Here is a 22,571-nt window from a genome sequence, read left to right as displayed (position 1 = left end):
TTTTTGATTGAAAAATTCTTCAAACAAATAAAATAGGTCAGGATTTCTTATGAAAAACTAACATTTCTATTCCGACATTCATAACTTCCAGCTTCCATCTTCTTACTTCCATTCTCCTATCCAATATGTGTTCCCGGTGCAATAACAGCCCCTTTCTTTACTACCACAATCCCATCCTGAACAGAATAAGTTCCATAATCTCCGTCCGGAATATGTTTTCCACCGATAATCTTCACATTGTCACCGATATAACAGTTTTTATCCAGGATTGCTTTTTCTATATAGCAGTATTTTCCGATTCCCATATTCGGACGTCCTCCTCTGTCATTGATGACGATTTCTGTCGTATTCTGGTAGAAATCAGCTCCCATAACGTAGGAGTTTACGATGGTACTTCCTTTGTCAATTCTGGTTCTGTTTCCAATCACCGAATTTTCAATTTTATCTGCCATGATGATACATCCATCTCCAAAAACAGCTTTGCTTACATAGGAACCATTGATTTTTGACGGCGGAAGCATCCTTGCTCTGGTGTAGATCGGAGATGAAGAAAAAAGGTTAAATTGCGGCAGATCAAGGCAGAGGTCAAGATTGGCTTCGTAGAAAGATTCAATCGTTCCGATATCCGTCCAGTAGCCTTCATACTGATAGCTTAATGTCTTATATTTTCCGATGGAACTTGGAATAATATCTTTTCCGAAATCATCACCTGCCCCTTCATCAAACATCTTTTTAAGAATATTTTTTGTAAAAATATAGATTCCCATGGAAGCCAGAAACTCTTTTCCGGTGCGTTTATTTTCTTCTGAAACTTCAGATTTCATGCCTGCCAGCATATCAAAATCCGGTTTTTCATGGAAAGAAGTAATATTTCCTTCGTCATCGGATTTTAAAATTCCAAAACCGGTGGCATCTTTTGCATTGACCGGAATGGTAGCGATGGTAAGATCTCCTCCGTTTTCAATATGGAAGTCCAGCATTTCCCTGAAATCCATCTGATACAACTGGTCTCCTGAAAGAATCAGGATATAGTCGTAATCATATTTTTCAAGATGCTTCATCGACTGGCGGACAGCATCTGCAGTTCCCTGGTACCAGCTATCATTTTCCACATTCTGCTCGGCTGCCAGAATATCGACAAAGCCTTTGCTGAAGATGTCAAAGTGATAAGAATTTTTAATATGTGAATTGAGAGAAGCAGAATTAAACTGCGTTAACACCAGAATTTTATTCAATCCTGAGTTCAGACAGTTTGAGATAGGAATATCTACCAGTCTGTATTTTCCTGCAATAGGAACAGCCGGTTTAGATCTCGTATACGTTAACGGGAATAATCTTGTTCCTCTGCCTCCTCCTAAAACAATAGAGATTACATTTCGATTCATAAATATCTTGCGTTTTATTTTATTAAGTTTACTGTTCTGTTCTTAGTGTTTACTGCTACTTTAAAGCATTCTTTGTTTTCATATTGGAGTTCGTTTTTATAAACAGTCACCCGAAACTCATCTTTATCATTCAATACTAAAACCTCTTTATCCAGGTTATAGATCTCAATATTATATTTTTTAAGTTCATTGCTGAAGAACGGATTTGTAATAAGTACATCCATCACATCAGCACTCTTCATTACAAAGCCGTCGACATCTTTACGATACTTTTCTCTCCAGCCTTTCCCATATTTTCTTTCTATGGCATTATAAGTCCTTTTATTAAGAGCATCTATTCTCTTCATCTCTTCAGGTTCTACCAGACATTCACCTACAGAGTAATGCTTTATTTTCCATTTTTCGGCAATACCAGCCATTGCTTCATACCTTTCCGTTGCCGGAAGACCGTAGCCATAGATCCAATAATAACCTCCATGATAGCTTCCTCTGTCTTCTTTACATGAAAACAGCATAAACATTATCACAGAAAGAAATCCGAAAATCTTCACTCTATCAGCTATTATATAAAGCTATGTATTTTTCTGCAGATTTCTCCCATGCAAAATCAAAATTCATATTGGCATGGATAAGATCTTCCATAACTCCTTTTTGATTATAAATCGCCAATGCCCTGTTCATAGCATGTACAACATCATCTACACCCGGATAAGTAAAGTTCAGTCCTGCTCCACCGGTTGAAATATCTTCCACCGTATCTCTGAGCCCTCCTGTATATCTTACCACAGGAACGGTGCCATATCTCATGGAATACATCTGGTTCAGTCCGCATGGCTCTACTCTTGAAGGCATCAGAAGAAAATCTGCCGAGGCATATATCTTATGGGAAAGATGCTCTTTATATCCGAGATCCAATGCAAAATTGGTGTACGTATAATCGTATTCTTTCAGTTTATTTTCTATATAGGTGTTCCCTGATCCGAGAATCATAATATTTAAAGCGCCATAACTCTGCTTAATGCTTCTCCATACAACATCCGGCAGCAGATCTGCTCCTTTCTCTGTTGCGAATCTTCCGATAAATGCGAATAAAGGAAGTTCAGGTTTTAATCCATATTCTTTACAGAGATTTTCTTTATTTTTTTTCTTTTGAGCGACTGCATTGGTACTGTTAAAATTAAAATCAAGCATCGGATCGGTTTCAGGATTCCAGACTTCTGTGTCAATACCATTGATGATTCCATAGGCCTTTCCGAATTCCTGACGAACGAGGCTTTCAAGCCCGCGGAAGCTGATAAAGAGTTCTTCAAGATATCCTTCCGAAACAGTGGTAAAAGCATCAGCACATTTAATCATGCTGGCCAGAGGATTCATCAATCCGTTCCAATCCATCAGTCCCCATTTGTATGCATCGAAAGAAGGCATATATTGTGCCATAGTCCAGCTCATCATGCCCTGATATTCGCCATTATGAATCGTTCCTATTGTTTTTACTCCTTTTAAGAATTCAAATTCATAACAGTTTTCTACCATAAAAGGAACCAGACCGGTATGATAATCATGGCAATGCAGTACATCAGGGCGGATTTTCATCGCAGAAAGCCAATGCAAAACGCCATGCTGGAAAGCCAGAAACTGGAAGTTTTCATCCTGGTATCCATAAGGGTTGTCCCTGTCCAATAATCCCGGAATTCTTACCATATACAGCTCAAATCCCAAAACATTGGTCTTCTCTTTCAATACCTGAACCTGCAGCATATTGGCTGCCTGATGAATAAATCCGTCAAAAACCAGATCAAATTCATGATCATATACAAAGGATTTGTTGTACCACGGCATTACCACCCTGGCTTCTACTCCTGCTATTTTATTCTGATATTTTGGTAACGCTCCCACCACATCTGCCAGACCGCCTACTTTTGCTACGGGATAACATTCTGTACTTAAATGATAAATAACCATTCTTTATCTCTTATGTTTAATTCTGTGTAATTTATATTTTTTATCTTTCTTCTGACGTAAAACAATTCCAGCCAATGGCGGCAGCTTCACGGTCATTGTTTTGGTGTATCCTCTCCACTCTTCATACTTCTCTTCCAGGATTTCAGGCTCCACTCCGCTTCCACTGTACTTTTCATCATCCGAATTCAAAACAACCTCCCAGTGGGTGCCAGCAGGAATTCCTATCTTATAATCCAATACGTTGGGTGCCAGGTTTAAAGCCACCATCAGGACATCATCTTTTCTTTTTCCTTTTCTGAGATATACATATACTGAGTTTTCCAGATCATCTGCTTCCACCCATTCAAAACCATTTCTATCAAACTGATTTTCGTAAAAGGCAGTTTCTGATCGGTACAAACGATTCAGTTCTTTCACGATATCCTGCATTCCTTTGTGAACAGGATATTTCAGCAAATGCCAGTCGAGGCTTCTTGTAAAATTCCATTCACTGGTCTGCCCGAATTCATCTCCCATAAAAAGCAGCTTGGCTCCGGGATGGGTATACATATAAACATATAAGGTACGGAGATTGGCAAATTTCTGCCATTCATCCCCTTTCATTTTATAAATAAGACTTGCTTTTCCGTGTACGACTTCATCGTGTGACAAAGGCATCATATAATTTTCATTATACATATACATGGAAGCGAAGGTCAGTTTATGATGATGAAATTTACGGTTAATAAAATCTTCCTTGAAATAATCCAGCGTATCATGCATCCATCCCATCATCCATTTCATTCCGAATCCTACACCGCCGTCATGAACAGGTTTCGTAAGCATGGGAAAATCTGAACTTTCTTCTGCGATGGTGATGATATTATTCCCAAATTCTTTGTAGACAGCTGTATTAAATTCCTGGAGAAAGGCTTTCGCTTCCAGGTTCACATTGGTTCCATATATATTAGGTTCCCATTCGCCTTCATTTCTTGAATAATCCAGATGAAGCATTGAAGTCACGGCATCCACACGCAATCCGTCTGCATGATAACGATCCAGCCAGAACATGGCATTTGAAATCAGGAAGGATTTCACTTCATTTCTTCCGTAATTGAAAATATGTGATTTCCAATCCGGATGAAACCCTTTTCTCGGATCTTCATGTTCATACAGATAAGAACCGTCGAATCGGTGAAGCCCATTGGCATCTCCCGGAAAATGGGACGGAACCCAATCCAGAATAACGCCTATGTCATTATTATGAAGTTCATCAATAAGAAACATCAGATCCTGTGGTGAACCAAAGCGTGAAGTTGCTGCATAAAAACCGGTAATCTGGTATCCCCAGCTCGGCTCGTAAGGATATTCCATCACGGGCATGAATTCCACATGGGTAAACCCCATTTCTTTGATATAAGGAACCAGCTTTTTCGCAATATCCCTATAGTTTAAAAAACGTTGAGGCTGATCTTCTTCCCTTACCCAGGAACCCAGATGTAATTCATATACCGATAGCGGAGCTTCCAGTCTGTTTTTTTTCCAGCGGTTATTCATCCACTCCTGATCATTCCATTCGTACCAGGTTGTAGAAACCAGAGAAGCTGCCTGAATATTCTGTTCCCAGCTCAATGCATAAGGATCACTTTTTTCAAGAATTTCGCCTCCTTGCGTTTCAATAGCATATTTATATAATGTTCCCCAGATTAATCCTTCTATAAATCCTTCCCAAATCCCGGATTCATCCCATCGTGGAAACAAAATATGATCTTTATGATTCCAGTTGTTAAAATTTCCGATCACGGAAACTTTCTTTGCGTTAGGAGCCCAAACGGAAAAATATACGCCTTTTACGCCCTCTTTTTCTGCAGAATGTGCTCCAAATTTACCATACAGCTTATAGTGCCTACCTTCTTTAAAAAGATACACATCATGATCGGTGAAAAGCGTGTAGGTCTTAACAGAATTCATCAAGATCAGTTTATATTTATATTTTCCCTGAAACTACGAAAAATACTGACAATAGCGATGAATTATTCATCAAATAATTATCAACATCATTTCATGTTTTGTCTATTTATCAAATATATCATTTTTTAACTCACATTTTTTATGATTTCAAAACAATCTTTTTTTATAAATTTAACATCAATATTATTAAACACCTATGATGAGGTTTGAACTTTATACAGCAGAAATAGATGACAGGCCGGTATTTATTACCGGAAATTTCAATAGCTGGAATCCCAAAGATTATAATTTCCAGCTTAAACAAATTGATCCTTCCGGTTATTTTATAGAAATCGAAGATCAGCTTCTTCCTGATGATATTGAATACAAGTTCACAAAAGGAGGCTGGGAAAACGTAGAGCTGGATCAATATGGAAATATCACTCCCAACCGGAAAGCGAAAAAATCTGCCGGTAAAACGTCCGACTCTGTAGAAAAATGGAGATTGAACTGGGGACCGTTTAAAGAAGAATATTATCCTATAGCAGAAGTTATTTCTGAAAATTTTTATATCCCGCAGCTTGACCGTTACCGCAAGGTTTGGGCACTCCTTCCTTATGATTATCATACAACGGATAAACAATATCCAGTTTTATACCTTCAGGACGCACAAAATCTTTTCAATGAAGGAAGCGGTTTCGGGAATTGGGAAATCGACAAAAAACTATCCATCCTTGCTGAATACGGGCGCGGCGATCTTATCATCATTGCGATAGAACATGGCAGCGAGGAAAGAATTAAAGAATATATTTTTGATAATGATCATGTAGCCAACGGTTCTGAAGGAAAAAAGTACATCCGTTTTATTGCAGATACTTTAAAGCCTTTTGTGGACGAAAATTACAGAACCAAAAAAGACCGTGACAATACCGGAATCGGAGGCAGTTCATTGGGAGCATTGATCAGTATATACAGCGGATTTCTTTATCCTGAAGTGTACTCCAAACTACTGATATTCTCACCTTCTCTATGGGTAGAACCCAATAACAACTTTCCGATGATGAATTTCCGGGTTCCGTTTAAAACGAAGATCTATCTCTACGGCGGCGGCCAGGAAGGTTCTAAAATGGTCAAAAGAATTCATATTTTTGAAGAATATCTGAAAAGATGGGAAGAGAAAAAGCTTTTTGATTTTGAATTCAAAACCAATATCAATCCTGAAGGCACCCACAATGAGTTTTACTGGTCTCAGGAGTTCCCAAGGGCTATAGAATGGCTGTTCTATGACAACACAGAAAATCCTGTAGAAGTAAAACCACAACAAAAAAGCATCAGAAACTAAATGCATAAAAACTGCTGCAGAAAATGTAAGCCGGACAGGGACAAAATGAAGGCGGCACTCTTTATGAATTTAGAAATTATAACATCTATTTATGAAACTAATCAATAAAAAAAACAAAAATTACACTCAGGTTTTCCAACTGTTTACGGAGGAAGAATGGACGAAAACCAGTAAAAATTTCAACAAAAACATTTCCAATTTTTTCACCGGAAAGAAATATGAAGTTTTTGTCAATGCTCATGAAGAAGGAATTACGTATTTCATTGGATTAGGAAAATCCGCCTTACAAAATTTCGAGATCCAGCAGGTGGCGGCTAAATTTTCACAGACACAGAAAGAAAAACTGCTGGCCGTACCTACATTAGCCCTTGCTGACTTCCTGAATGAAAAGCAGTTCGAGGAGTTTGTAAAAGGACTTTTAACAGGAACTTACAACTACCCTTTTGATAAAAAACACGCTTTCTGGAATACGAAATTTGAATTGCACTTTGAAAATTTAAGCCAGAAAAAATTAGATCATATCAGCCAGAAAGCAGAAGCATTGGTTAACGGGCAAACTGCCTGCCAGGACTGGCTTAACAAACCAGCCAATCTTAAAAAACCGGATATCTTAAGCGCATACCTTAAAAATCTGGCTAAAAAATATGACTTAAAATACACTGCTTTTAACAGAAAGAAATGTGAAGAACTTGGATTAGGCGCTTATCTTTCTGTGAATCAAGGAAGTGCTTACGATGCCGCTTTCACTATTTTAGAATATAAAACGACAGCAAAAAACGCCAAGACTTTCGGTCTGGTAGGAAAATGTATTCTCTTTGACACAGGAGGAATATCAATAAAAAGCTCTGCCAATCTGCATTATATGAAGTCCGATATGGGCGGAGCAACGGCTGTTTTGGGAACGTTAATCTATGCCGCAGAAATGCAGCTTCCTGTAAACATCGTCGCTGTTCTCCCTATTACTGATAATGCGGTCTCTGAAAAGGCCCTGCTTCCAAGTGATGTGATTACAGCCTACAACGGAAAAACAATTGAAGTACTTGATACTGATGCAGAAGGCAGATTAATTCTTGCAGATGGTTTGTCTTATCTTTCTAAAAACTACAAAACTGATTTCCTTATTGACCTGGCTACCTTAACGGGAAGCTCAGTGAGAATGTTCGGAGATACCTGTGCTGCTATGTTCTCCAATAACGAGGAACTGAAAAACAACTTAATCAAAACCGGTGACCAGACCAATCAGAGGGTCTGGAATCTTCCTTTATGGGATGTTTGGAAAGATGATATCCAGTCTGATGTGGCCGATATGAAAAACATCTCTCTGAAACCTGTAGGAGACTGTATTATTGCCGCAAAATTCTTAGAGCAATTCATTGAAAACCACCCTAAATGGGCTCATCTGGACATTGCAGGAGTAGCCTTTGGAAGTGTGGGTTATGCAAAAGAAAAAGCAGCAACAGGTTTCGGTGTTCAGCTCCTGGTGAATTTAATTGAAAATTATCACTAAAAATTAGTTTTTTACAAAAAAACTCTGTATAATTGATTAGTGGATTTTCAAAAACGCACAATATTTTATTTTTTGGTATTAATAAAATAATATATAAATGCTTTTATTTTTGAAAATTCACTAAATCTTAAAAAACATTATATGGAGAAGAAAACTATTGTGTGTATTTCGTGCTATTACAAAGGCTACGATTTTATGGACGAAATGAAGAAGCTCGGCAATAAAATCATCCTTGTAACCTCCGAAAACCTCAAAGAAAAAAACTGGCCCTGGCATGCGATTGATGAAACATTCTATATGCCCGAGCTAAAGCCTTCCGTATGGAATCTGGAGCACCTGATTCAGGGATTTTCCCACCTGATGAAGACCAGAAAAGTAGATGCTGTGGTGGCTTTGGATGATTATGATGTTGAAAAAGCAGCGTTAATCAGAGAAACATTCCGTATTCCCGGTATGGGACAGACAACCCACCGGTATTTCAGAGATAAACTTGCCATGAGGCAAAAAGCAAAGGATGCCGGGATCAGCGTTCCTGAATTCACCGCTGTGTTCAATGATAACGAAGTGGATGAATTTACAGACCGCGTTCCTGCTCCATGGGTACTGAAACCAAGGTCTGAAGCATCAGCATCGGGCATTAAAAAAATAACTTCCAAAGAACAGCTTCTTGAAGCCCTGGAAATACTGGGAGAAGAACGCCATCTTTTCTTACTGGAAAGTTTTAAACCCGGAGATGTTTACCATGTGGACAGTCTTACTTTTAACAAAAAAACAATATTCACTTCTGCCTCAAAATATCTTGCTCCTCCTATGCAGGTTTCTCACGAAGGCGGGGTTTTCAGATCCAAAACATTAGGAAGATATTCCGAAGAGTTTAAAGCACTGGAAGATATAAATGCCAGAGTCCTTTCCAATTTCGGACTTGTCAACGGAGCCACCCATACAGAATTCATCCGTGGAAAAGAAGATGGAAAATGGTATTTCCTTGAAACCTCATCCAGGGTTGGCGGGGCTCATATTCCGGATCTGGTTGAAGCATCGAGTGGTATCAATATCTGGAGAGAATGGGCGAAAATTGAAGATGCTCTTCTGAGAGGTCATGATTACAGCGTTTCTCCCCCTACAGGATATTATTCAGGTCTGATCGTTGCCCTGATTAAAGATAAAGAACCGAATTACAGCAGTTTTGAATGCGAAGAAGTTGTCAAATTTCTTCCGATAGACTATCATGTCGGAATTGTCTATAAATCCGGAGACGCCTCTGTTGTACAGGACAGGCTGGATTCTGCTGCTGAAATGATTCATGCGGATATGCTGAATATTCTGCCTCCGAAAGGTAATAAATTGAGTTCTTAACAATGAAACTTGACATTGATATTCAAAATGTTATCGAATTCATAATATACAATCTGATCAAAGATTCCCTCCTAAAATGTAATTTAGAAAAGATAAAACCAAATAAGAAAAATGCCTCACATAGAACATACAGAGTATTATTCAAATATATTGGGAACAAGTCTCAAGGTAGAAGTGACCGGGCATTACGGCCATCCTATCATCATGTTTCCAACTTCCCAGGGACAATATACCCAGAATCATGATTTTCATCTTAACGGAAGTATCAACTGGTTTATAGAACAGGGAAAAGTAAAGCTTTACAATGTACAGACCATCGACAGCTGGAGTTTTTATGATGAAAAAATCTCGCCTCAGCAAAGAATAAGGAATTATGAACGGTATGTACAGTTTCTGGTCCAGGAATTCGTGCCTTATATCCAAAAACTTCATAAAACCCACCGCGTTGCCGTTGCAGGAGCAAGTTTCGGGGGCTATCATGCCGCTAATTTTGCTTTCAGATTTCCGGATTTGGTTTCTCATCTGTTTTGTCTTTCCGGCGCCTTCAGTATAAGGAATTTTATGGATGGCTACTCTGATGATCTGGTATACTTCAACTGTCCGAGAGAGTTTGTAAGAAATGATGAAGCCTGGAAATATAAACACATGCATATTGTACTGAGCACTTCCGATCAGGATATCTGCAGGGATAAAAATGTTGAAATGGCTGAAATCCTCAGGATAAAAGGCATAGATTTCTGGTACGATGAAAGAAAATGGATAGGCCACGACTGGCCGCTATGGAGAATGGTCTTCCCTACCTTCATAGGAGCATTTTTCTCTTAAAAACAATAAAAAAGACAAATAGAAAAAATATACCCACCTTAAAAACAAAAATTATGACAAAAAAAGTAGGAATTCTTTTCGGTATGGAAGACACGTTTCCCTGGGCATTTATAGAAAAAGTAAATGAAATGGGAGGTGGCGATATCATCGCTGAACCCGTTACTATTGATAAACTGGAACAGGGTGCAGATTATGGTTATGCAGTGATCATCGACAGAATTTCACAGGACGTTCCCTTTTACAGAGCTTATTTAAAAAATGCTGCCCTTAACGGCACTTATGTCATCAACAATCCATTCTGGTGGAGTGCTGATGAGAAGTTTTTCAACAATGCCCTGATGTCAAAACTGGGAATTCCACTTCCTAAAACGGTTTTGCTTCCATCACACGAAAGACCGGACAATACTTCAGAAACTTCATTCAGAAACCTGAAATTTCCTCATGACTGGGAATATATCTTCAATTATGTAGGGTTTCCTGCCTATATGAAGCCTCATGATGGCGGCGGCTGGAAAAATGTATACAGAGTGGAAAACCCGGATGATCTTTGGAACAAACTGGGAAAAACCGAGCAGCTGGTGATGATGGTACAGGAAGAAATTATCTTTGACGATTATTACAGAGTGTACTGTCTGGGCCAAAAATATGTCCACATTATGCCTTATGAGCCGAGAAATGCGCCTCATTTAAGATATGCCACCACTCATCAGACCCAAGGTGAAGAGCTTGAAAAGCTATTGAAAACCATTCATGATTACACGATTAAAATGAATCAAGCGTTGGGATATGATTTCAACACCGTGGAATTTGCTGTAAGAGACGGTATTCCTTATGCGATTGATTTCTGCAACCCGGCTCCTGATGCAGACCGCAATTCTGTAGGAGAAGAAAACTTTGCATGGATCATAGAACATGCTACCAAACTGGCTATTGAAAAAGCTAAAGAATATGTTCCGGGGAAACCTAACATTGCCTGGGGAACATTCGTGAAGGATTCCATTAAATAACATTGAAAAAGAAATTAAAAAACACAAAATAAATGCATCATCAGTTTACTATTGGGATTGAAGAAGAATATCAGATCATCGATGTGGAAAGCAGAGATCTGGTTTCTCACGTTTCAAAAATCATTGAAGGCGGCAAAGCGGTTTTAAGTGAAAACTTAAAGCACGAAATGCACGAATCCATGATTGAAATGGAAACGGGAATCTGCCAGAATATTCAGGAAGCCAGAGCTGAATTAACGAATTTAAGGCGTCATCTTATCAATATCGCCCATGAACAGGGACTTCGTGTTTCCGGAGGTGGCACTCACCCATTCTCTCACTGGTCTGAAAACAATATCACTCAGGGAGAAAGATACATTAAAATTGTTGATGATATGGGAGATGTAGCCCGTGAAAATCTTATTTTCGGACTGCATGTTCATATTGGAATTCCTAATCGTGAAGAAGGCGTAAGAATTCAGAATGTGATGAGATATTTCCTTCCTCACGTATACGCCCTTTCTACCAATTCACCTTTCTGGATTGGAAGATATACAGGTTTTAAATCGTACAGACAGGAAATTTTCGTGAAATTCCCAAGAACCGGGATTCCAAGTTATTTCAACTCTCTGGCAGAATTCGACAGTTATGTGGATCTTCTTGTAAAAACAGGAACCATCGACAATGCCAAGAAAATCTGGTGGGATTTACGGGTACATCCGTTTTATCCAACTATCGAATTCAGAATCTGTGACATGCCGTTAAGAATTGACGAAACCGTTTGTCTTGCTGCCATAATGCAAAGTCTTGTTGCCAAAATATATAAACTGCACCAGCAAAATCTCAGCTTCAGAAGCTATAGAAGATTACTGCTGAACGAAAATAAATGGCGTGCCTCGAAAAGTGGTATTGAAGCCCATCTCATAGATTTTGGAAAAGAAGAATCTGTTCCTTATCCTCATTTGTTGAAAGAACTTTTAGAGTTTATTGATGATGTGGTAGATGATCTGGGATGCCGCCAGGAAGTGGAATATGCCTGGAAAATCCTTGAAAACGGAACCGGTGCAGACCGGCAGCTTCAGATCTTCAAGGAAACGGGTGATCTGACGAAAGTAGTTGATTATATGATCTCTGAAACGGAGTATGGCATCACCCATGGTGAACCTGCTTCATAATATTTTGGTAACTTTGCAAAAAATATGATGTAATGAAAGATATTCGAATTGCTCTGCTGGACATGAACAACAATCATGTGAATCAAGGTTTTAGAAATATTAAAGAAATTTCCGAAACTTTTCAGCAGAACTCTGAAGAAAATGTGGTGATCAAAACGTTTGATGTAAGATATAAAGATGAAATACCTGAAATAGAAGACTTTGATATTTTCATTTCTTCCGGTGGCCCCGGAAACCCACACCGTGAAGGCTTTGCATGGGAAAACCGTTTTGCAAATTTTTTAGATGCTGTTTTCGAGCATAATCAATACCATGAAGATAAAAAGTACCTTTTCCTGATCTGCCATTCATTCCAGCTGGCAAGTATCCACTGGAATCTGGGGAATATCTGCAAAAGAAAGTCTTATTCCTTCGGGGTAATGCCTGTTCATAAAACAGAGGAAGGTAAAGAAGAATTCTTATTCAAAAATCTTCAGGATCCTTTTTATGCGGTAGATTCGAGGGCCTACCAGTTTATAGAACCGGATCACGACCGTTTCCAAGAATTGGGAATGACCATCATGGCGATTGAAAAATTCCGTCCTCATATCAACCTGGAAAGAGCGGTAATGGCCGTTCGTTTTTCGGAGGAGATATTCGGAACACAGTTTCACCCGGAAGCCAATCCTGAATCTCTGATCGAAAACCTGAAGGATGAAAAGAACAAGGAAGCCATGATCGAAAATTTCGGGATGGAAAAGTATCTTGAAACGATAGACAGAATAGACGATGAAGATAAAATCATTCTGACCAGACATCAGATTCTTCCGAGATTCCTTCAGTTTGCAAAAAAAAACATTTTGAAAAAAGCTGAAACTTTGGCTTAATCAATACAAACCACAAAAGTCACAAAAGGGATTTGGGTATTACAATCATAAAAGCTGTTGAAAAGAACACATAAGCTTTCTTGAAAATCAAAGATTTCCCAATTAAATAGGTATTTTATAAAAGTCTATTGTAAACTTTTATATTCTAAAAACTTTTGTGCCTTTTGTGGTAAAATCAAATCGGGCAGAAACGTCCGGTTTCTTTACCATCACAAAAGAAAAAAAATATGATCCCAGAATACAGAAAACAGTTCAATCAGGAGTTTTCAGATGAAAAATACCATCAACTCAAAAATATACTGACTGAAAAAGGTGGAACAGCACCTGGTTTCAGAGTTTCAGAAAGTCCTATTTTTCTGACTAAAGAGTTTGAGAAAAAACTGATAGACGCCAGTGAAAGTATCATCAGCCAGATTAAAGCAATGCCGGCAGAACTCCTTCAAAAAGCCATTCCTGAAAACTGCAGGGTTCCCAATGATACCCATCAACCTCATTTTTTCACCATAGATTTTGGAGTCTGCAAAAGTGAAGACGGAGCAATAGAACCTCAGCTGATAGAACTTCAGGCATTTCCTTCTTTGTATGCTTTTCAGAAAGTATATGAGGAAACGTATTGTGAAGTCTACCCTTTCCTTTCGGAGATCAGAAATCCTATGCCGCATGAAACTTTTAAAAACTATTTGAAGGAACTGATTGTAGGTGATGAACATCCTGAAAATGTAATCCTGCTTGAAATCTTTCCGGAAAGACAAAAAACGGCTATTGATTTTGCTTTGACCGAGAAACTGCTAGGCATCAAAACAGTATGTCTGACGAAAGTAAAAAAACAGGGTAGAAAACTGTATTATGAAAATAATGGTAAGCTAACCGAAATCAAAAGAATCTACAACCGTGTGATATTTGATGAACTGGATAATATTCCTGATCTTACTACAGAATTTGATTTTCGGGAGGAAGTGGATGTCCAATGGATCACTCATCCGAATTGGTTCTTTAAAATTTCAAAATTCCTTTTGCCTTTATTACAACATCAGTTTGTTCCGAAAAGTTATTTTCTGCATGAATTTCCGGAAAATGAAAATCTGGATGATTTTGTACTGAAACCTTTATTTTCATTCGCCGGAAGCGGAGTTAATCTGAATCCGACAAAAGAAGTTACAGACTCTATTCAGGATAAGGAAAACTATATTTTGCAGAGAAAAGTCTATTATGAACCCATTTTTGAAGATATCAACGGAGATTTTTCAAAAGCAGAGATGCGTTTGTTGTATATTTGGCGGGAAAATGACGAACGCCCTATCCTATTGGAAAATCTGGGAAGAATGACTAAAGCCGCCATGGTGAATGTAGACTTCAATAAAAAAGACGCCATCTGGATTGGTAGTTCGAATGCTTTTTTCGGATAAAAAACTGATAAAACTAATACAACATGGAAGAAAAGCCAACCGCTTTTGCAGAATTTGAAAACCACACTTTAACACGGAGAAGAGATCTATTACCTGTCTGGATTAAAATTTTCTTATGGATCTTTTTAATCGGAGGAGCACTGGCTGCTATCTTTTTATTGGCAGGCTCTCTGATGACTCATGTCTCTTTATCATTATACGGAATGAATGCCAATCATCCGTATTCAATGACAGGACTTTTGATCTGCTTATTGTTTCTGTTCAAAGGTATTGTTGCCTGTGGACTTTGGTTTGAACAAAAATGGGCGCCGCAGGCTGCCATAGCTGATGCCATTATCGGGATTGCTGTTTGCCTTATTATGATGGCCATTATCCCGTTTATGTATCCATCAATCAGCTTTACCCTCAGATTAGAACTTATTCCTTTGTATTTTTACCTTAAAAAAATGCAGAGTATAAAAACAACCTGGGAAAACTTATAGAAACAAACCTCCGAAATTTCGGAGGTTTTATTTTTTATTCCCGAAGACCTCTCCCATCATAAAAAATCCCCCAGCAAAGGAGGATAAAAAAATTGACATGTACGCTGTGTTTTTTACAAACATTGTAAATATACGGATATGTTGTTGGCATAGTCTACAGGAAACCGTAATGATTGACTTTTAATTCTTCAACTTATTAATAACCCAGAATACTCTTTCTTAGCATCAAAACTAGGGCAGGCTTTATGAACATTTGGAAAATCTCTATGTCCCTGAATTGTAGCTTTAGGAAATTTTGATTTTAATTCTCTTAACAGCTTTACCATAGATTTTTTTTGGTCTTCCGTTCTTGTGTCTTTTGGATGGTTGCTTTTATCAATGCCTCCAATGTATGATATATTGATAATTTGAGAATTCCACCCTGCAACGCCATTGGATACCTGATCAATGGGCAACGTGTTAACTATTTTTCCATCAGCTTTTATCATATAGTGATAACCAGGATTTTTCCATTTCAGGTTTTCCTTCCAATACCTTTTAATGCTCTCTATTGTAACATCTGGCTGTGTTGCTGTACAATGTATAACGATGTAATTGATTGTTCTCATGGATTTCATTTTATTATTTTGAACAAAATTAAACTTGTAACTCCCAAAATAGTGAAGGAAAAACACCCTATTTACATTGTTGTGATCAATACCTTTTTAAACGTTTATAAAATAAAAAAACCTCCGACATTTCTTCGGAGGTTTGTTTTTTTATTCTTGTGTTATATTCTATGAATTGATCTTTTATATTAAAAAGTATAATTGTGAAAAGAAAACTCAAAAAGCCTGAAATACAGTAACAAAAAATCCCTCATAGTGAGGGATAATTTTTATAAATCCGGACATGCCATCTGATTGTCATGGGGAATACATACCTTTTCATTCCATGGCACCGGACAATCATGAAAGCCTGGAGGGCATCCTCCTTTTCCGTTGATACTTCTTAATTTCTCTTTAGAGATTTTCTTTAAATTTTTCATGGTTTTGATTTAAGTTTAGAAATCAAATATAAAAATTATTCTCCAATAAGAGATTTAACATAAAAAAATAATCGTTATTGATTCCTGTAAGCAAAAAAATAACAATAGATAAAAAAATTGCAATACGTTTTCCATTTCGTATTGCAATTGTAATAAGTTTTATAAGGGTGTATTTATATGTTTTTATCGTCTTCCAAAAGCTCCTTGGCCTGATATTCCTGAACCAGATCAATAGCATTGGAAATCACATCACTTAAAGCTGTGATAAATGTTCCTTCTTCTGCCATTCCTATCGCATGTTTTAAGGCTTCAATTTCTTTAGGAATGATCTCATAACTGACATCTCTTCCTGCAGAATTAATACCATCGATAATCAATCCGTTGATTTCATCTTCGGTTCTTCCACGAAGATGTTTCTCATTTCGGATGATAATATAATCAAACATTCTTCCGGCAATTTTTCCACATTCTCTGATATCATTGTCTCTTCGGTCTCCGACACCGGATATAATACCGATTTTCTTTGTAGATTCTACGTTTTTCAGATAATCTTCAATGGCTTCGTATCCTGAAGGATTATGGGCAAAGTCGATCAGAACTTTAAAGTTTTTGAATTTAAAAACATTCAGTCTTCCCGGTGTCAGCTGGGCACTTGGAATAAAGGTTCTCAAAGAATTGGAAATATCCTCAATCCCGAATCCGTAAAGATAACTTGCCAAACTGGCTGCCAATACGTTTTCAATCATAAACCTGGCCTTTCCTTCCATCGTAATCGGGAAGTCTTTGGCTTTTCCTATTCTGATTTTCCAGTCACCTTTTTTGATGGTTACAAAACCTTCTTCATATACACAGGTTATCTTTCCTTCTTTAGCAAATTTTACAATATGAGGATTGTTTTCATCCATACTGAAAATAGCCACATTAGAATCGAGATCACTCACAATCTTCATGGAGTATTCATTATCTGCATTCAACACACTCCAGCCGCTTTTTTTGACACTATCCAATACAACACGCTTTACCTTGGTAAGATCTTTTAAACTGTGAATATCGTTCATTCCCAGGTGATCTTCCTCAATATTGGTCAGAACCCCGATATCACATTGTGAAAAACCAAGCCCCGAACGTAAAATGCCACCTCTTGCGGTTTCCAGCACTGCAAATTCTACGGTAGGGTCTTTCAGAATAAATTCTGCAGAAAGCGGTCCTGTAGTATCTCCTTTTGACAGCATGGTATTTTGAATATAAATTCCGTCCGAAGTCGTAAATCCTACTCTGTACCCATTGCTTTTTACAATATGGGAAATAAGTCTTGTCGTTGTTGTTTTTCCATTGGTTCCTGTTACTGCAATGATGGGAATGGTAAAAGGTTTTCCCTGAGGATAGAGCATGTCAACCACTGGCGCAGCAACGTTTCTTGGCAGTCCTTCACTTGGAGCAAGATGCATTCTGAATCCAGGTGCTGCATTGACTTCAATAATGGCGCCGCCACTTTCCTTTAAAGGCTGGGTAAGGTTCTCTGCCATCACATCAATACCGCAGACATCCAATCCGATAATTTTAGAAATTCTTTCAGCCATTGTGATATTTTCCGGATGCACCATATCTGTTACATCAATGGAAGTTCCTCCGGTTGAAAGATTGGCCGTTGATTTAAGATAAACCACTTCTCCTCTTTGAGGAATTGTTTCCAAAGTATATTGAAGTTTATCAAGTAATTCTAAAGTGTCTTTATCAACTTCAATTTCGGTAAGGACATTTTCATGGCCATAGCCTCTTCTAGGGTCTTTGTTTTCTTTTTCAATAAGCTGCTGAAGGTTCAGTTCTCCATCGCCTACAACATGGGCTGGAACTCTTCTGGCTGCAGCCACCATTTTATTATTGATCACCAGTATACGGAAGTCGTAGCCTGTGATATATTTCTCAACAATTACTTTTCTTGAATATTTCTGAGCATGTTCAAGGCCTGTTCTGGCGGCTTCCCAATCGTTCACATTAATGGAAGAACCTTTTCCATGGTTTCCATCCAGAGGTTTTAAAACAATGGGATATCCAATTTTCCTGATTACCGCATGTAAACCTTCTTCATCTGTTACCAAATCTCCAATCGGTACGGGAATAGCCGCATCATGAAGCATTCTCTTTGTTAATTCTTTATTACACGCGATATCAACAGCAATAGAACTTGTGTTCCCGGTAATGGTAGCCTGAAATCTTTGCTGGTTCACGCCATAACCAAGCTGTACCAATGAGTTTGTCCCCAGTCTGATCCATGGGATTCTTCTGGATGCCGCTTCTTCTACAATACTTCCTGTGGAAGGTCCTAAACGAACGCGTTCCCTGATTTCTTTTAATCTATGGATACAAGCATTCAAATCATAATCTTTGCCTTCAATCAGTGCTTCTGCAATTTTTACAGATTCTTCTGCAGCAAAGATCCCTGCATTTTCTTCGATATAATTGAATACTACATTATATACTCCCGGAGTTTTTGTTTCACGGGTTCTTCCAAACCCCACATCCATTCCTGCCAGGGTTTGTATTTCCAAAGCGATATGCTCAATGACATGTCCCATCCAGGTTCCTGTTTCCACTCTATGGAAAAAACCTCCCTCCACTCCTTCCGAGCATCGGTGCGTCATCAATGATGGGATTAATTTTTCAATCCTTTCCCGGAATCCTTCAATTTTGTTGGTAGGATAATTCTCCATTTCTTCTAAATCCAACCTCATCTGTATCAGCTTCTTTCTTCTGATGCTCCAGATGTTAGGACCTCTTAGTGCCTGAATCTTTTCGATTTTCATAGTCTATTGGCATTTTAACAGTTAACAATAACTCCTTTCATAGCCAAAGATAATGTAAAACCCTAAACGAAACTATACCACATTTAAAGATTCATTAAAAAAAAATTAATTTTAATTAACATTCCTAAAACATTAAAAATCAACTAAAGATGGCATGAAATTGGCCAGAGAATGTGAATTATTTTTTAATTTTGCACAATGATGAAACCTGTTGGAAAATTAATAGTTATCGGAGGCGCTGTAAACAAAGGAAGTTTTGCTGAAACCGATTATGATCAGAATATAGAAAAGAATCTTAATTTTTTTGAGCGTGGGATCCTGCGAAAGATCATCAACGAATCAAAACTAAAGGAAAATTCTGTCATTGAAATTGTTACCACTGCCTCTCAAATCCCTCAGATCGTAGGTTCCGAGTACAAAAAAGCATTCGAATTTCTTGGAGCTAAAAATGTAAATGTGCTGGACATCCACAACCGTGAGGAAGCCAATTCTGATGCAATGGTCGCAAGAGCCAACGCTGCCGATGTAATGATGTTCACCGGAGGAGATCAGCTGAGACTGACCTCTATTCTTGGAGGAACAAGATTTCATGATACGGTTTTATTAAAATACCAGGAACAGGATTTTATTTATTCCGGAACTTCTGCAGGTGCTGCAGCAGCTTCTGAAAATATGATCTATCAGGGAAGCAGTTCTGAAGCTTTATTGAAAGGAGAAATCAAAACCACTCAGGGATTGGGGCTAATCGATAATGTCATTATCGACACTCATTTTGTACAGCGGGGAAGAATCGGGCGCCTTTTCCAGGCGGTAGTGAACAATCCTAGAACGCTGGGAATCGGATTGGGTGAAGATACAGGACTTTTCATTCATAATGATGTAATGACTGCTGTAGGTTCAGGTCTTGTTATTCTGGTAGACGGAAGGTTTATCAAAGATACCAACCTTACCAATATCAACCTTGGAGAGCCGATTTCTATTGATAATTTAACAGTACATGTAATGTCTATGAATGATCATTATGATCTTACGACAAAAACGCTGACGATTGAGAATTCGCAGTTTAATCCTATTCCACAGGATAAATAGAACAACAAATACAGCTATACAAACGGAACCTCGGTTCCGTTTTTTTATTTAGCATACATATTTTAAGTTGGCTAAAGCCATTGGATTTAAAATATTTATTATAAGGCGGGCTTTCTTCGTCTCCGCTCAGAATTATAGCCCACCTCTATTGATGTTGATATCCAGATGTATAATAGTTGCTTAACAACAACATCTTTTATCTTTTATCTTTTATCTTTTATCTTTTATCTTTTATCTTTTATCTTTTATCTTTTATCTTTTATCTTTTATCTTTTATCTTTTATCTTTTATCTTTTATTAATTAACTTCGTAAAAGAAATCATTTATCAACCATCATCTATAATTTTATGAAAGTAATTATCCACGGCGGTTTTTTCTCTGAAAGCGATCAAAGCCATGAAGTAAAAACAGCAAAACAGGAGTCATTAAAACAAATTGCTCAAAAGGCATTCGATTATCTTAAGACCCATTCGGCTTTTGATACGGTTGCTTATGCTGTTTCCTTGCTGGAAGATGATCCGTTATACAATGCAGGAACAGGTTCTCAAATCCAGAGTGATGGTGTTATTCGTATGAGTGCTGCCATTATGAACGGAAATACCCAGAAGCTAAGCGGCGTAATTAACATTGAGAATGTACAAAACCCGATTTTTGTTGCTAAAGATCTTATAGGTGAAGATGACAGAGTATTAGGAGGAAATGGTGCCAAAATTTATGCTACGGAAAATGGTTTTGAAAATTTTTCTACAGAAATTCCCCAGAGAAGAAAAGAATATGAAGCTAAACTAGCCAATGGAGGAAAAGGAACTGTAGGCTGTGTTGCAATTGATCATGAAGGAAAACTGGCTGTTGCCACATCTACCGGAGGTAAAGGTTTCGAGATTCCCGGAAGAATTTCAGATTCTGCCACAGTGGCCGGAAATTATGCCAATGCTTTCTGTGCGGTAAGTTGTACCGGGGTTGGTGAAGATATTGTCAGCAATGCTACGGCTGCAAAAATTGTAACAAGAGTTACGGATGGAATGAGCCTTCAGCAGGCTTTCGATAAAACATTTGAGGAGCTTAAAACCATTGATGGGTTTGCAGGCGCCATCGCCATTGATAAAGAGGGAAATATATATCATCAGGATTCGTATCCTACTATGGTTTTCGCCAGTTTTGATGGTAAAAAACTTGAAGTCTTTTCCTAAATTTAACATTTATTTATAAGTCCATTTATTTTTTTGGCACGTATTTTACATTATTGATAACAACAAATTTTAATATTAATACTTAAAAAAATAGAAATCATGGGAAACAAGACAAAAGGCTTATTAGCTTTACTAGGATTAGGTGCATTAGCTTACTGGAAATATAAGAATTCAAGCCCTGAAGATCAACAAGCGGTAAAAGATAAGATCAATACAGCTAAAGATAATCTTAACAAATGGGGAAATGACCTTAAGAGCAAAGCCAATGATGTTGCTTCCCAGGTTCAGAATAAAGTGGACGAAGCAAAAACAAAGGCTGAGGACTCCCTGAGCTAACCAACACAGAGCAGTTTTTTTTAACATTCATATATAGGAAAAAGTCATCGTAATAGTAATTGTGATGACTTTTTATTAGGATTAAAATAAATCTTATATTTTCTCTGCAATCAAAGCGAACACCAACGGTATTTTATTTCCGAACTGTGGAATTCTCCATTTTCCTTTTTCAAATTCATCTACATGTCTGAAGCACGGATAAGGTGACCAGTCAAATTCCTGAAAAGTCTCCAGCTTCAACCCTTTTTTCATTAAATTGTCAAGCACTTCTGCTAAGGAGTGGTTCCACATGACATACTCCTGTACAATAGGTGCAGACTGATCTGCATAAGTGCCTTCATAGGTTTCAACAATCGGTTTTTCATTGAAGTAATTATAAGCAACTTTTGTAAAGTCGTCATCAAACATCCAGACAACAGGATGAAACTCTGCCATAATAAACTGCCCTCCCGGCTTCAGAAAATGATTGATAATTTCCGCCCATTTCTCAAGATCAGGAAGCCAGCCAATGGTACCGTAACTTGTATAAACGATGTCAAACTTATGATCCAGAACATTGGGCAGCTCATATACATCTGAACAGATAAATTCTGTGTCTGTACCGCATTTTTGTGCAAGTTCTCTGGCGGTATCAATCGCTTTGTCAGAAAGGTCAATGCCGGTCACCTTTGCTCCCATTCTTGACAGGGAAATAGAATCCTGTCCGAAATGGCACTGCAAATGCAGAATACTTTTTCCTTTTATATCTCCAAGAAGCTCCAGCTCTATGGAGTTCAGCGAAGTTCTGCCTTTTAAGAACTCATCTACAAAGTAAAAATCCGATTTCAGATGAGGTTCTACTTTTGCATTCCATGATTTTTTATTAATTTCTAAATAATTTTCCATTGCTTTAGTCTAAAAATGG

Annotated in this window: 20 protein-coding genes; 12 read left to right on the top strand and 8 right to left on the bottom strand. The window is 37.9% G+C overall.

Features of this window, described 5'->3' with window-relative positions:
• Positions 1-116 precede the first annotated feature (116 nt).
• From AB1278_RS11030 to glgB, 4 genes are read right to left on the bottom strand one after another with little or no spacing between them, the layout of a single operon-like run.
• The gene (locus tag AB1278_RS11030; protein ID WP_110010295.1) at positions 117-1,385 is read right to left on the bottom strand and encodes a glucose-1-phosphate adenylyltransferase; all 1,269 of its coding nucleotides are present in this window, start codon (positions 1,383-1,385) and stop codon (positions 117-119) included.
• A gap of 14 nt (positions 1,386-1,399) precedes the next feature.
• The gene (locus AB1278_RS11025) at positions 1,400-1,936 is read right to left on the bottom strand and encodes a hypothetical protein (protein ID WP_343640500.1); all 537 of its coding nucleotides are present in this window, start codon (positions 1,934-1,936) and stop codon (positions 1,400-1,402) included.
• A gap of 4 nt (positions 1,937-1,940) precedes the next feature.
• A complete protein-coding gene (locus AB1278_RS11020; RefSeq protein WP_227944333.1) occupies positions 1,941-3,347 on the bottom strand; it encodes a glycogen synthase in 1,407 nt (468 codons plus the stop codon).
• 3 nt (positions 3,348-3,350) lie between these two features.
• Positions 3,351-5,297 carry a 1,4-alpha-glucan branching protein GlgB gene (gene glgB, locus AB1278_RS11015; RefSeq protein WP_429814289.1) on the bottom strand — a complete coding sequence of 649 codons (1,947 nt, stop codon included), beginning with the start codon at positions 5,295-5,297 and terminating at the stop codon, positions 3,351-3,353.
• Positions 5,298-5,496: 199 nt separating this feature from the next.
• Here glgB and AB1278_RS11010 point away from each other — a divergent pair, with 199 nt between their 5' ends.
• From AB1278_RS11010 to AB1278_RS10970, 9 genes are all read left to right on the top strand, one after another.
• Complete coding sequence (locus AB1278_RS11010) at positions 5,497-6,618, top strand: alpha/beta hydrolase (RefSeq protein WP_429817354.1); 1,122 nt, start codon at positions 5,497-5,499, stop codon at positions 6,616-6,618.
• Between the two features lie 91 nt (positions 6,619-6,709).
• On the top strand, positions 6,710-8,125 hold the full coding sequence (locus AB1278_RS11005; RefSeq protein ID WP_202840729.1) for a M17 family metallopeptidase: 1,416 nt from the start codon (positions 6,710-6,712) through the stop codon (positions 8,123-8,125).
• 141 nt (positions 8,126-8,266) lie between these two features.
• The gene (locus tag AB1278_RS11000) at positions 8,267-9,481 is read left to right on the top strand and encodes an ATP-grasp domain-containing protein (RefSeq protein ID WP_429814285.1); all 1,215 of its coding nucleotides are present in this window, start codon (positions 8,267-8,269) and stop codon (positions 9,479-9,481) included.
• Between the two features lie 111 nt (positions 9,482-9,592).
• Entirely contained in the window at positions 9,593-10,306 is a 714-nt protein-coding gene (locus tag AB1278_RS10995) for an alpha/beta hydrolase-fold protein (RefSeq protein ID WP_120231385.1), read from the top strand.
• 53 nt (positions 10,307-10,359) lie between these two features.
• Positions 10,360-11,313, top strand: a complete 954-nt coding sequence (locus tag AB1278_RS10990) for an ATP-grasp domain-containing protein (RefSeq protein ID WP_429814282.1) — start codon at positions 10,360-10,362, stop codon at positions 11,311-11,313.
• Positions 11,314-11,345: 32 nt separating this feature from the next.
• Positions 11,346-12,467 (top strand): carboxylate-amine ligase, encoded by a 1,122-nt coding sequence (locus AB1278_RS10985; RefSeq protein ID WP_202840733.1) that lies wholly within the window; start codon positions 11,346-11,348, stop codon positions 12,465-12,467.
• A gap of 32 nt (positions 12,468-12,499) precedes the next feature.
• Entirely contained in the window at positions 12,500-13,333 is an 834-nt protein-coding gene (locus AB1278_RS10980; RefSeq protein ID WP_429814280.1) for a type 1 glutamine amidotransferase, read from the top strand.
• Positions 13,334-13,560: 227 nt separating this feature from the next.
• Complete coding sequence (locus tag AB1278_RS10975) at positions 13,561-14,739, top strand: hypothetical protein (RefSeq protein WP_343640520.1); 1,179 nt, start codon at positions 13,561-13,563, stop codon at positions 14,737-14,739.
• Positions 14,740-14,762: 23 nt separating this feature from the next.
• Positions 14,763-15,221 (top strand): hypothetical protein, encoded by a 459-nt coding sequence (locus AB1278_RS10970; protein WP_110010307.1) that lies wholly within the window; start codon positions 14,763-14,765, stop codon positions 15,219-15,221.
• A 188-nt stretch (positions 15,222-15,409) separates the two neighbouring features.
• Here AB1278_RS10970 and AB1278_RS10965 read toward each other — a convergent pair whose 3' ends face one another.
• From AB1278_RS10965 to cphA, 3 genes are all read right to left on the bottom strand, one after another.
• Positions 15,410-15,829: an N-acetylmuramoyl-L-alanine amidase gene (locus AB1278_RS10965; protein WP_429814277.1), complete on the bottom strand. Its 420-nt coding sequence runs from the start codon at positions 15,827-15,829 to the stop codon at positions 15,410-15,412.
• 269 nt (positions 15,830-16,098) lie between these two features.
• On the bottom strand, positions 16,099-16,248 hold the full coding sequence (locus tag AB1278_RS10960; RefSeq protein ID WP_181397966.1) for a bacteriocin-like protein: 150 nt from the start codon (positions 16,246-16,248) through the stop codon (positions 16,099-16,101).
• A gap of 173 nt (positions 16,249-16,421) precedes the next feature.
• The gene (gene cphA / locus AB1278_RS10955) at positions 16,422-19,052 is read right to left on the bottom strand and encodes a cyanophycin synthetase (protein ID WP_429814274.1); all 2,631 of its coding nucleotides are present in this window, start codon (positions 19,050-19,052) and stop codon (positions 16,422-16,424) included.
• A gap of 201 nt (positions 19,053-19,253) precedes the next feature.
• On the opposite strand from cphA, the gene AB1278_RS10950 reads away from it, so the two are divergent.
• From AB1278_RS10950 to AB1278_RS10940, 3 genes are all read left to right on the top strand, one after another.
• The gene (locus AB1278_RS10950) at positions 19,254-20,141 is read left to right on the top strand and encodes a cyanophycinase (RefSeq protein WP_002979057.1); all 888 of its coding nucleotides are present in this window, start codon (positions 19,254-19,256) and stop codon (positions 20,139-20,141) included.
• Between the two features lie 347 nt (positions 20,142-20,488).
• Positions 20,489-21,331 (top strand): isoaspartyl peptidase/L-asparaginase, encoded by an 843-nt coding sequence (locus AB1278_RS10945; protein ID WP_429814271.1) that lies wholly within the window; start codon positions 20,489-20,491, stop codon positions 21,329-21,331.
• A gap of 99 nt (positions 21,332-21,430) precedes the next feature.
• Positions 21,431-21,667 carry a YtxH domain-containing protein gene (locus AB1278_RS10940; protein ID WP_110010931.1) on the top strand — a complete coding sequence of 79 codons (237 nt, stop codon included), beginning with the start codon at positions 21,431-21,433 and terminating at the stop codon, positions 21,665-21,667.
• 93 nt (positions 21,668-21,760) lie between these two features.
• Here AB1278_RS10940 and AB1278_RS10935 read toward each other — a convergent pair whose 3' ends face one another.
• A complete protein-coding gene (locus AB1278_RS10935) occupies positions 21,761-22,552 on the bottom strand; it encodes a class I SAM-dependent methyltransferase (protein WP_202840747.1) in 792 nt (263 codons plus the stop codon).
• Positions 22,553-22,571: the final 19 nt, after the last annotated feature.

It is taken from the genome of Chryseobacterium sp. NRRL B-14798 (assembly GCF_050470705.1).
Taxonomy (GTDB): Bacteria; Bacteroidota; Bacteroidia; order Flavobacteriales; family Weeksellaceae; genus Chryseobacterium; species Chryseobacterium cupriresistens.
Note: the sequence above shows the minus strand (reverse complement) of the source record. Positions and strands in the feature narration are given on the sequence as shown.

Coding starts and splice junctions, on each gene's coding strand:
- AB1278_RS10940 (WP_110010931.1), top strand. CDS start 21,431: ATGGGAAACAAGACAAAAGGCTTATTAGCTTTACTAGGATTAGGTGCA.
- AB1278_RS10980 (WP_429814280.1), top strand. CDS start 12,500: ATGAAAGATATTCGAATTGCTCTGCTGGACATGAACAACAATCATGTG.
- AB1278_RS10950 (WP_002979057.1), top strand. CDS start 19,254: ATGAAACCTGTTGGAAAATTAATAGTTATCGGAGGCGCTGTAAACAAA.
- AB1278_RS10985 (WP_202840733.1), top strand. CDS start 11,346: ATGCATCATCAGTTTACTATTGGGATTGAAGAAGAATATCAGATCATC.
- AB1278_RS10945 (WP_429814271.1), top strand. CDS start 20,489: ATGAAAGTAATTATCCACGGCGGTTTTTTCTCTGAAAGCGATCAAAGC.
- AB1278_RS10935 (WP_202840747.1), bottom strand. CDS start 22,552: ATGGAAAATTATTTAGAAATTAATAAAAAATCATGGAATGCAAAAGTA.
- AB1278_RS10965 (WP_429814277.1), bottom strand. CDS start 15,829: ATGAGAACAATCAATTACATCGTTATACATTGTACAGCAACACAGCCA.
- AB1278_RS10970 (WP_110010307.1), top strand. CDS start 14,763: ATGGAAGAAAAGCCAACCGCTTTTGCAGAATTTGAAAACCACACTTTA.
- AB1278_RS10960 (WP_181397966.1), bottom strand. CDS start 16,248: ATGAAAAATTTAAAGAAAATCTCTAAAGAGAAATTAAGAAGTATCAAC.
- AB1278_RS11010 (WP_429817354.1), top strand. CDS start 5,497: ATGAGGTTTGAACTTTATACAGCAGAAATAGATGACAGGCCGGTATTT.
- AB1278_RS11005 (WP_202840729.1), top strand. CDS start 6,710: ATGAAACTAATCAATAAAAAAAACAAAAATTACACTCAGGTTTTCCAA.
- AB1278_RS11020 (WP_227944333.1), bottom strand. CDS start 3,347: ATGGTTATTTATCATTTAAGTACAGAATGTTATCCCGTAGCAAAAGTA.
- glgB (WP_429814289.1), bottom strand. CDS start 5,297: ATGAATTCTGTTAAGACCTACACGCTTTTCACCGATCATGATGTGTAT.
- AB1278_RS10990 (WP_429814282.1), top strand. CDS start 10,360: ATGACAAAAAAAGTAGGAATTCTTTTCGGTATGGAAGACACGTTTCCC.
- AB1278_RS10995 (WP_120231385.1), top strand. CDS start 9,593: ATGCCTCACATAGAACATACAGAGTATTATTCAAATATATTGGGAACA.
- AB1278_RS11000 (WP_429814285.1), top strand. CDS start 8,267: ATGGAGAAGAAAACTATTGTGTGTATTTCGTGCTATTACAAAGGCTAC.
- AB1278_RS10975 (WP_343640520.1), top strand. CDS start 13,561: ATGATCCCAGAATACAGAAAACAGTTCAATCAGGAGTTTTCAGATGAA.
- AB1278_RS11030 (WP_110010295.1), bottom strand. CDS start 1,385: ATGAATCGAAATGTAATCTCTATTGTTTTAGGAGGAGGCAGAGGAACA.
- cphA (WP_429814274.1), bottom strand. CDS start 19,052: ATGAAAATCGAAAAGATTCAGGCACTAAGAGGTCCTAACATCTGGAGC.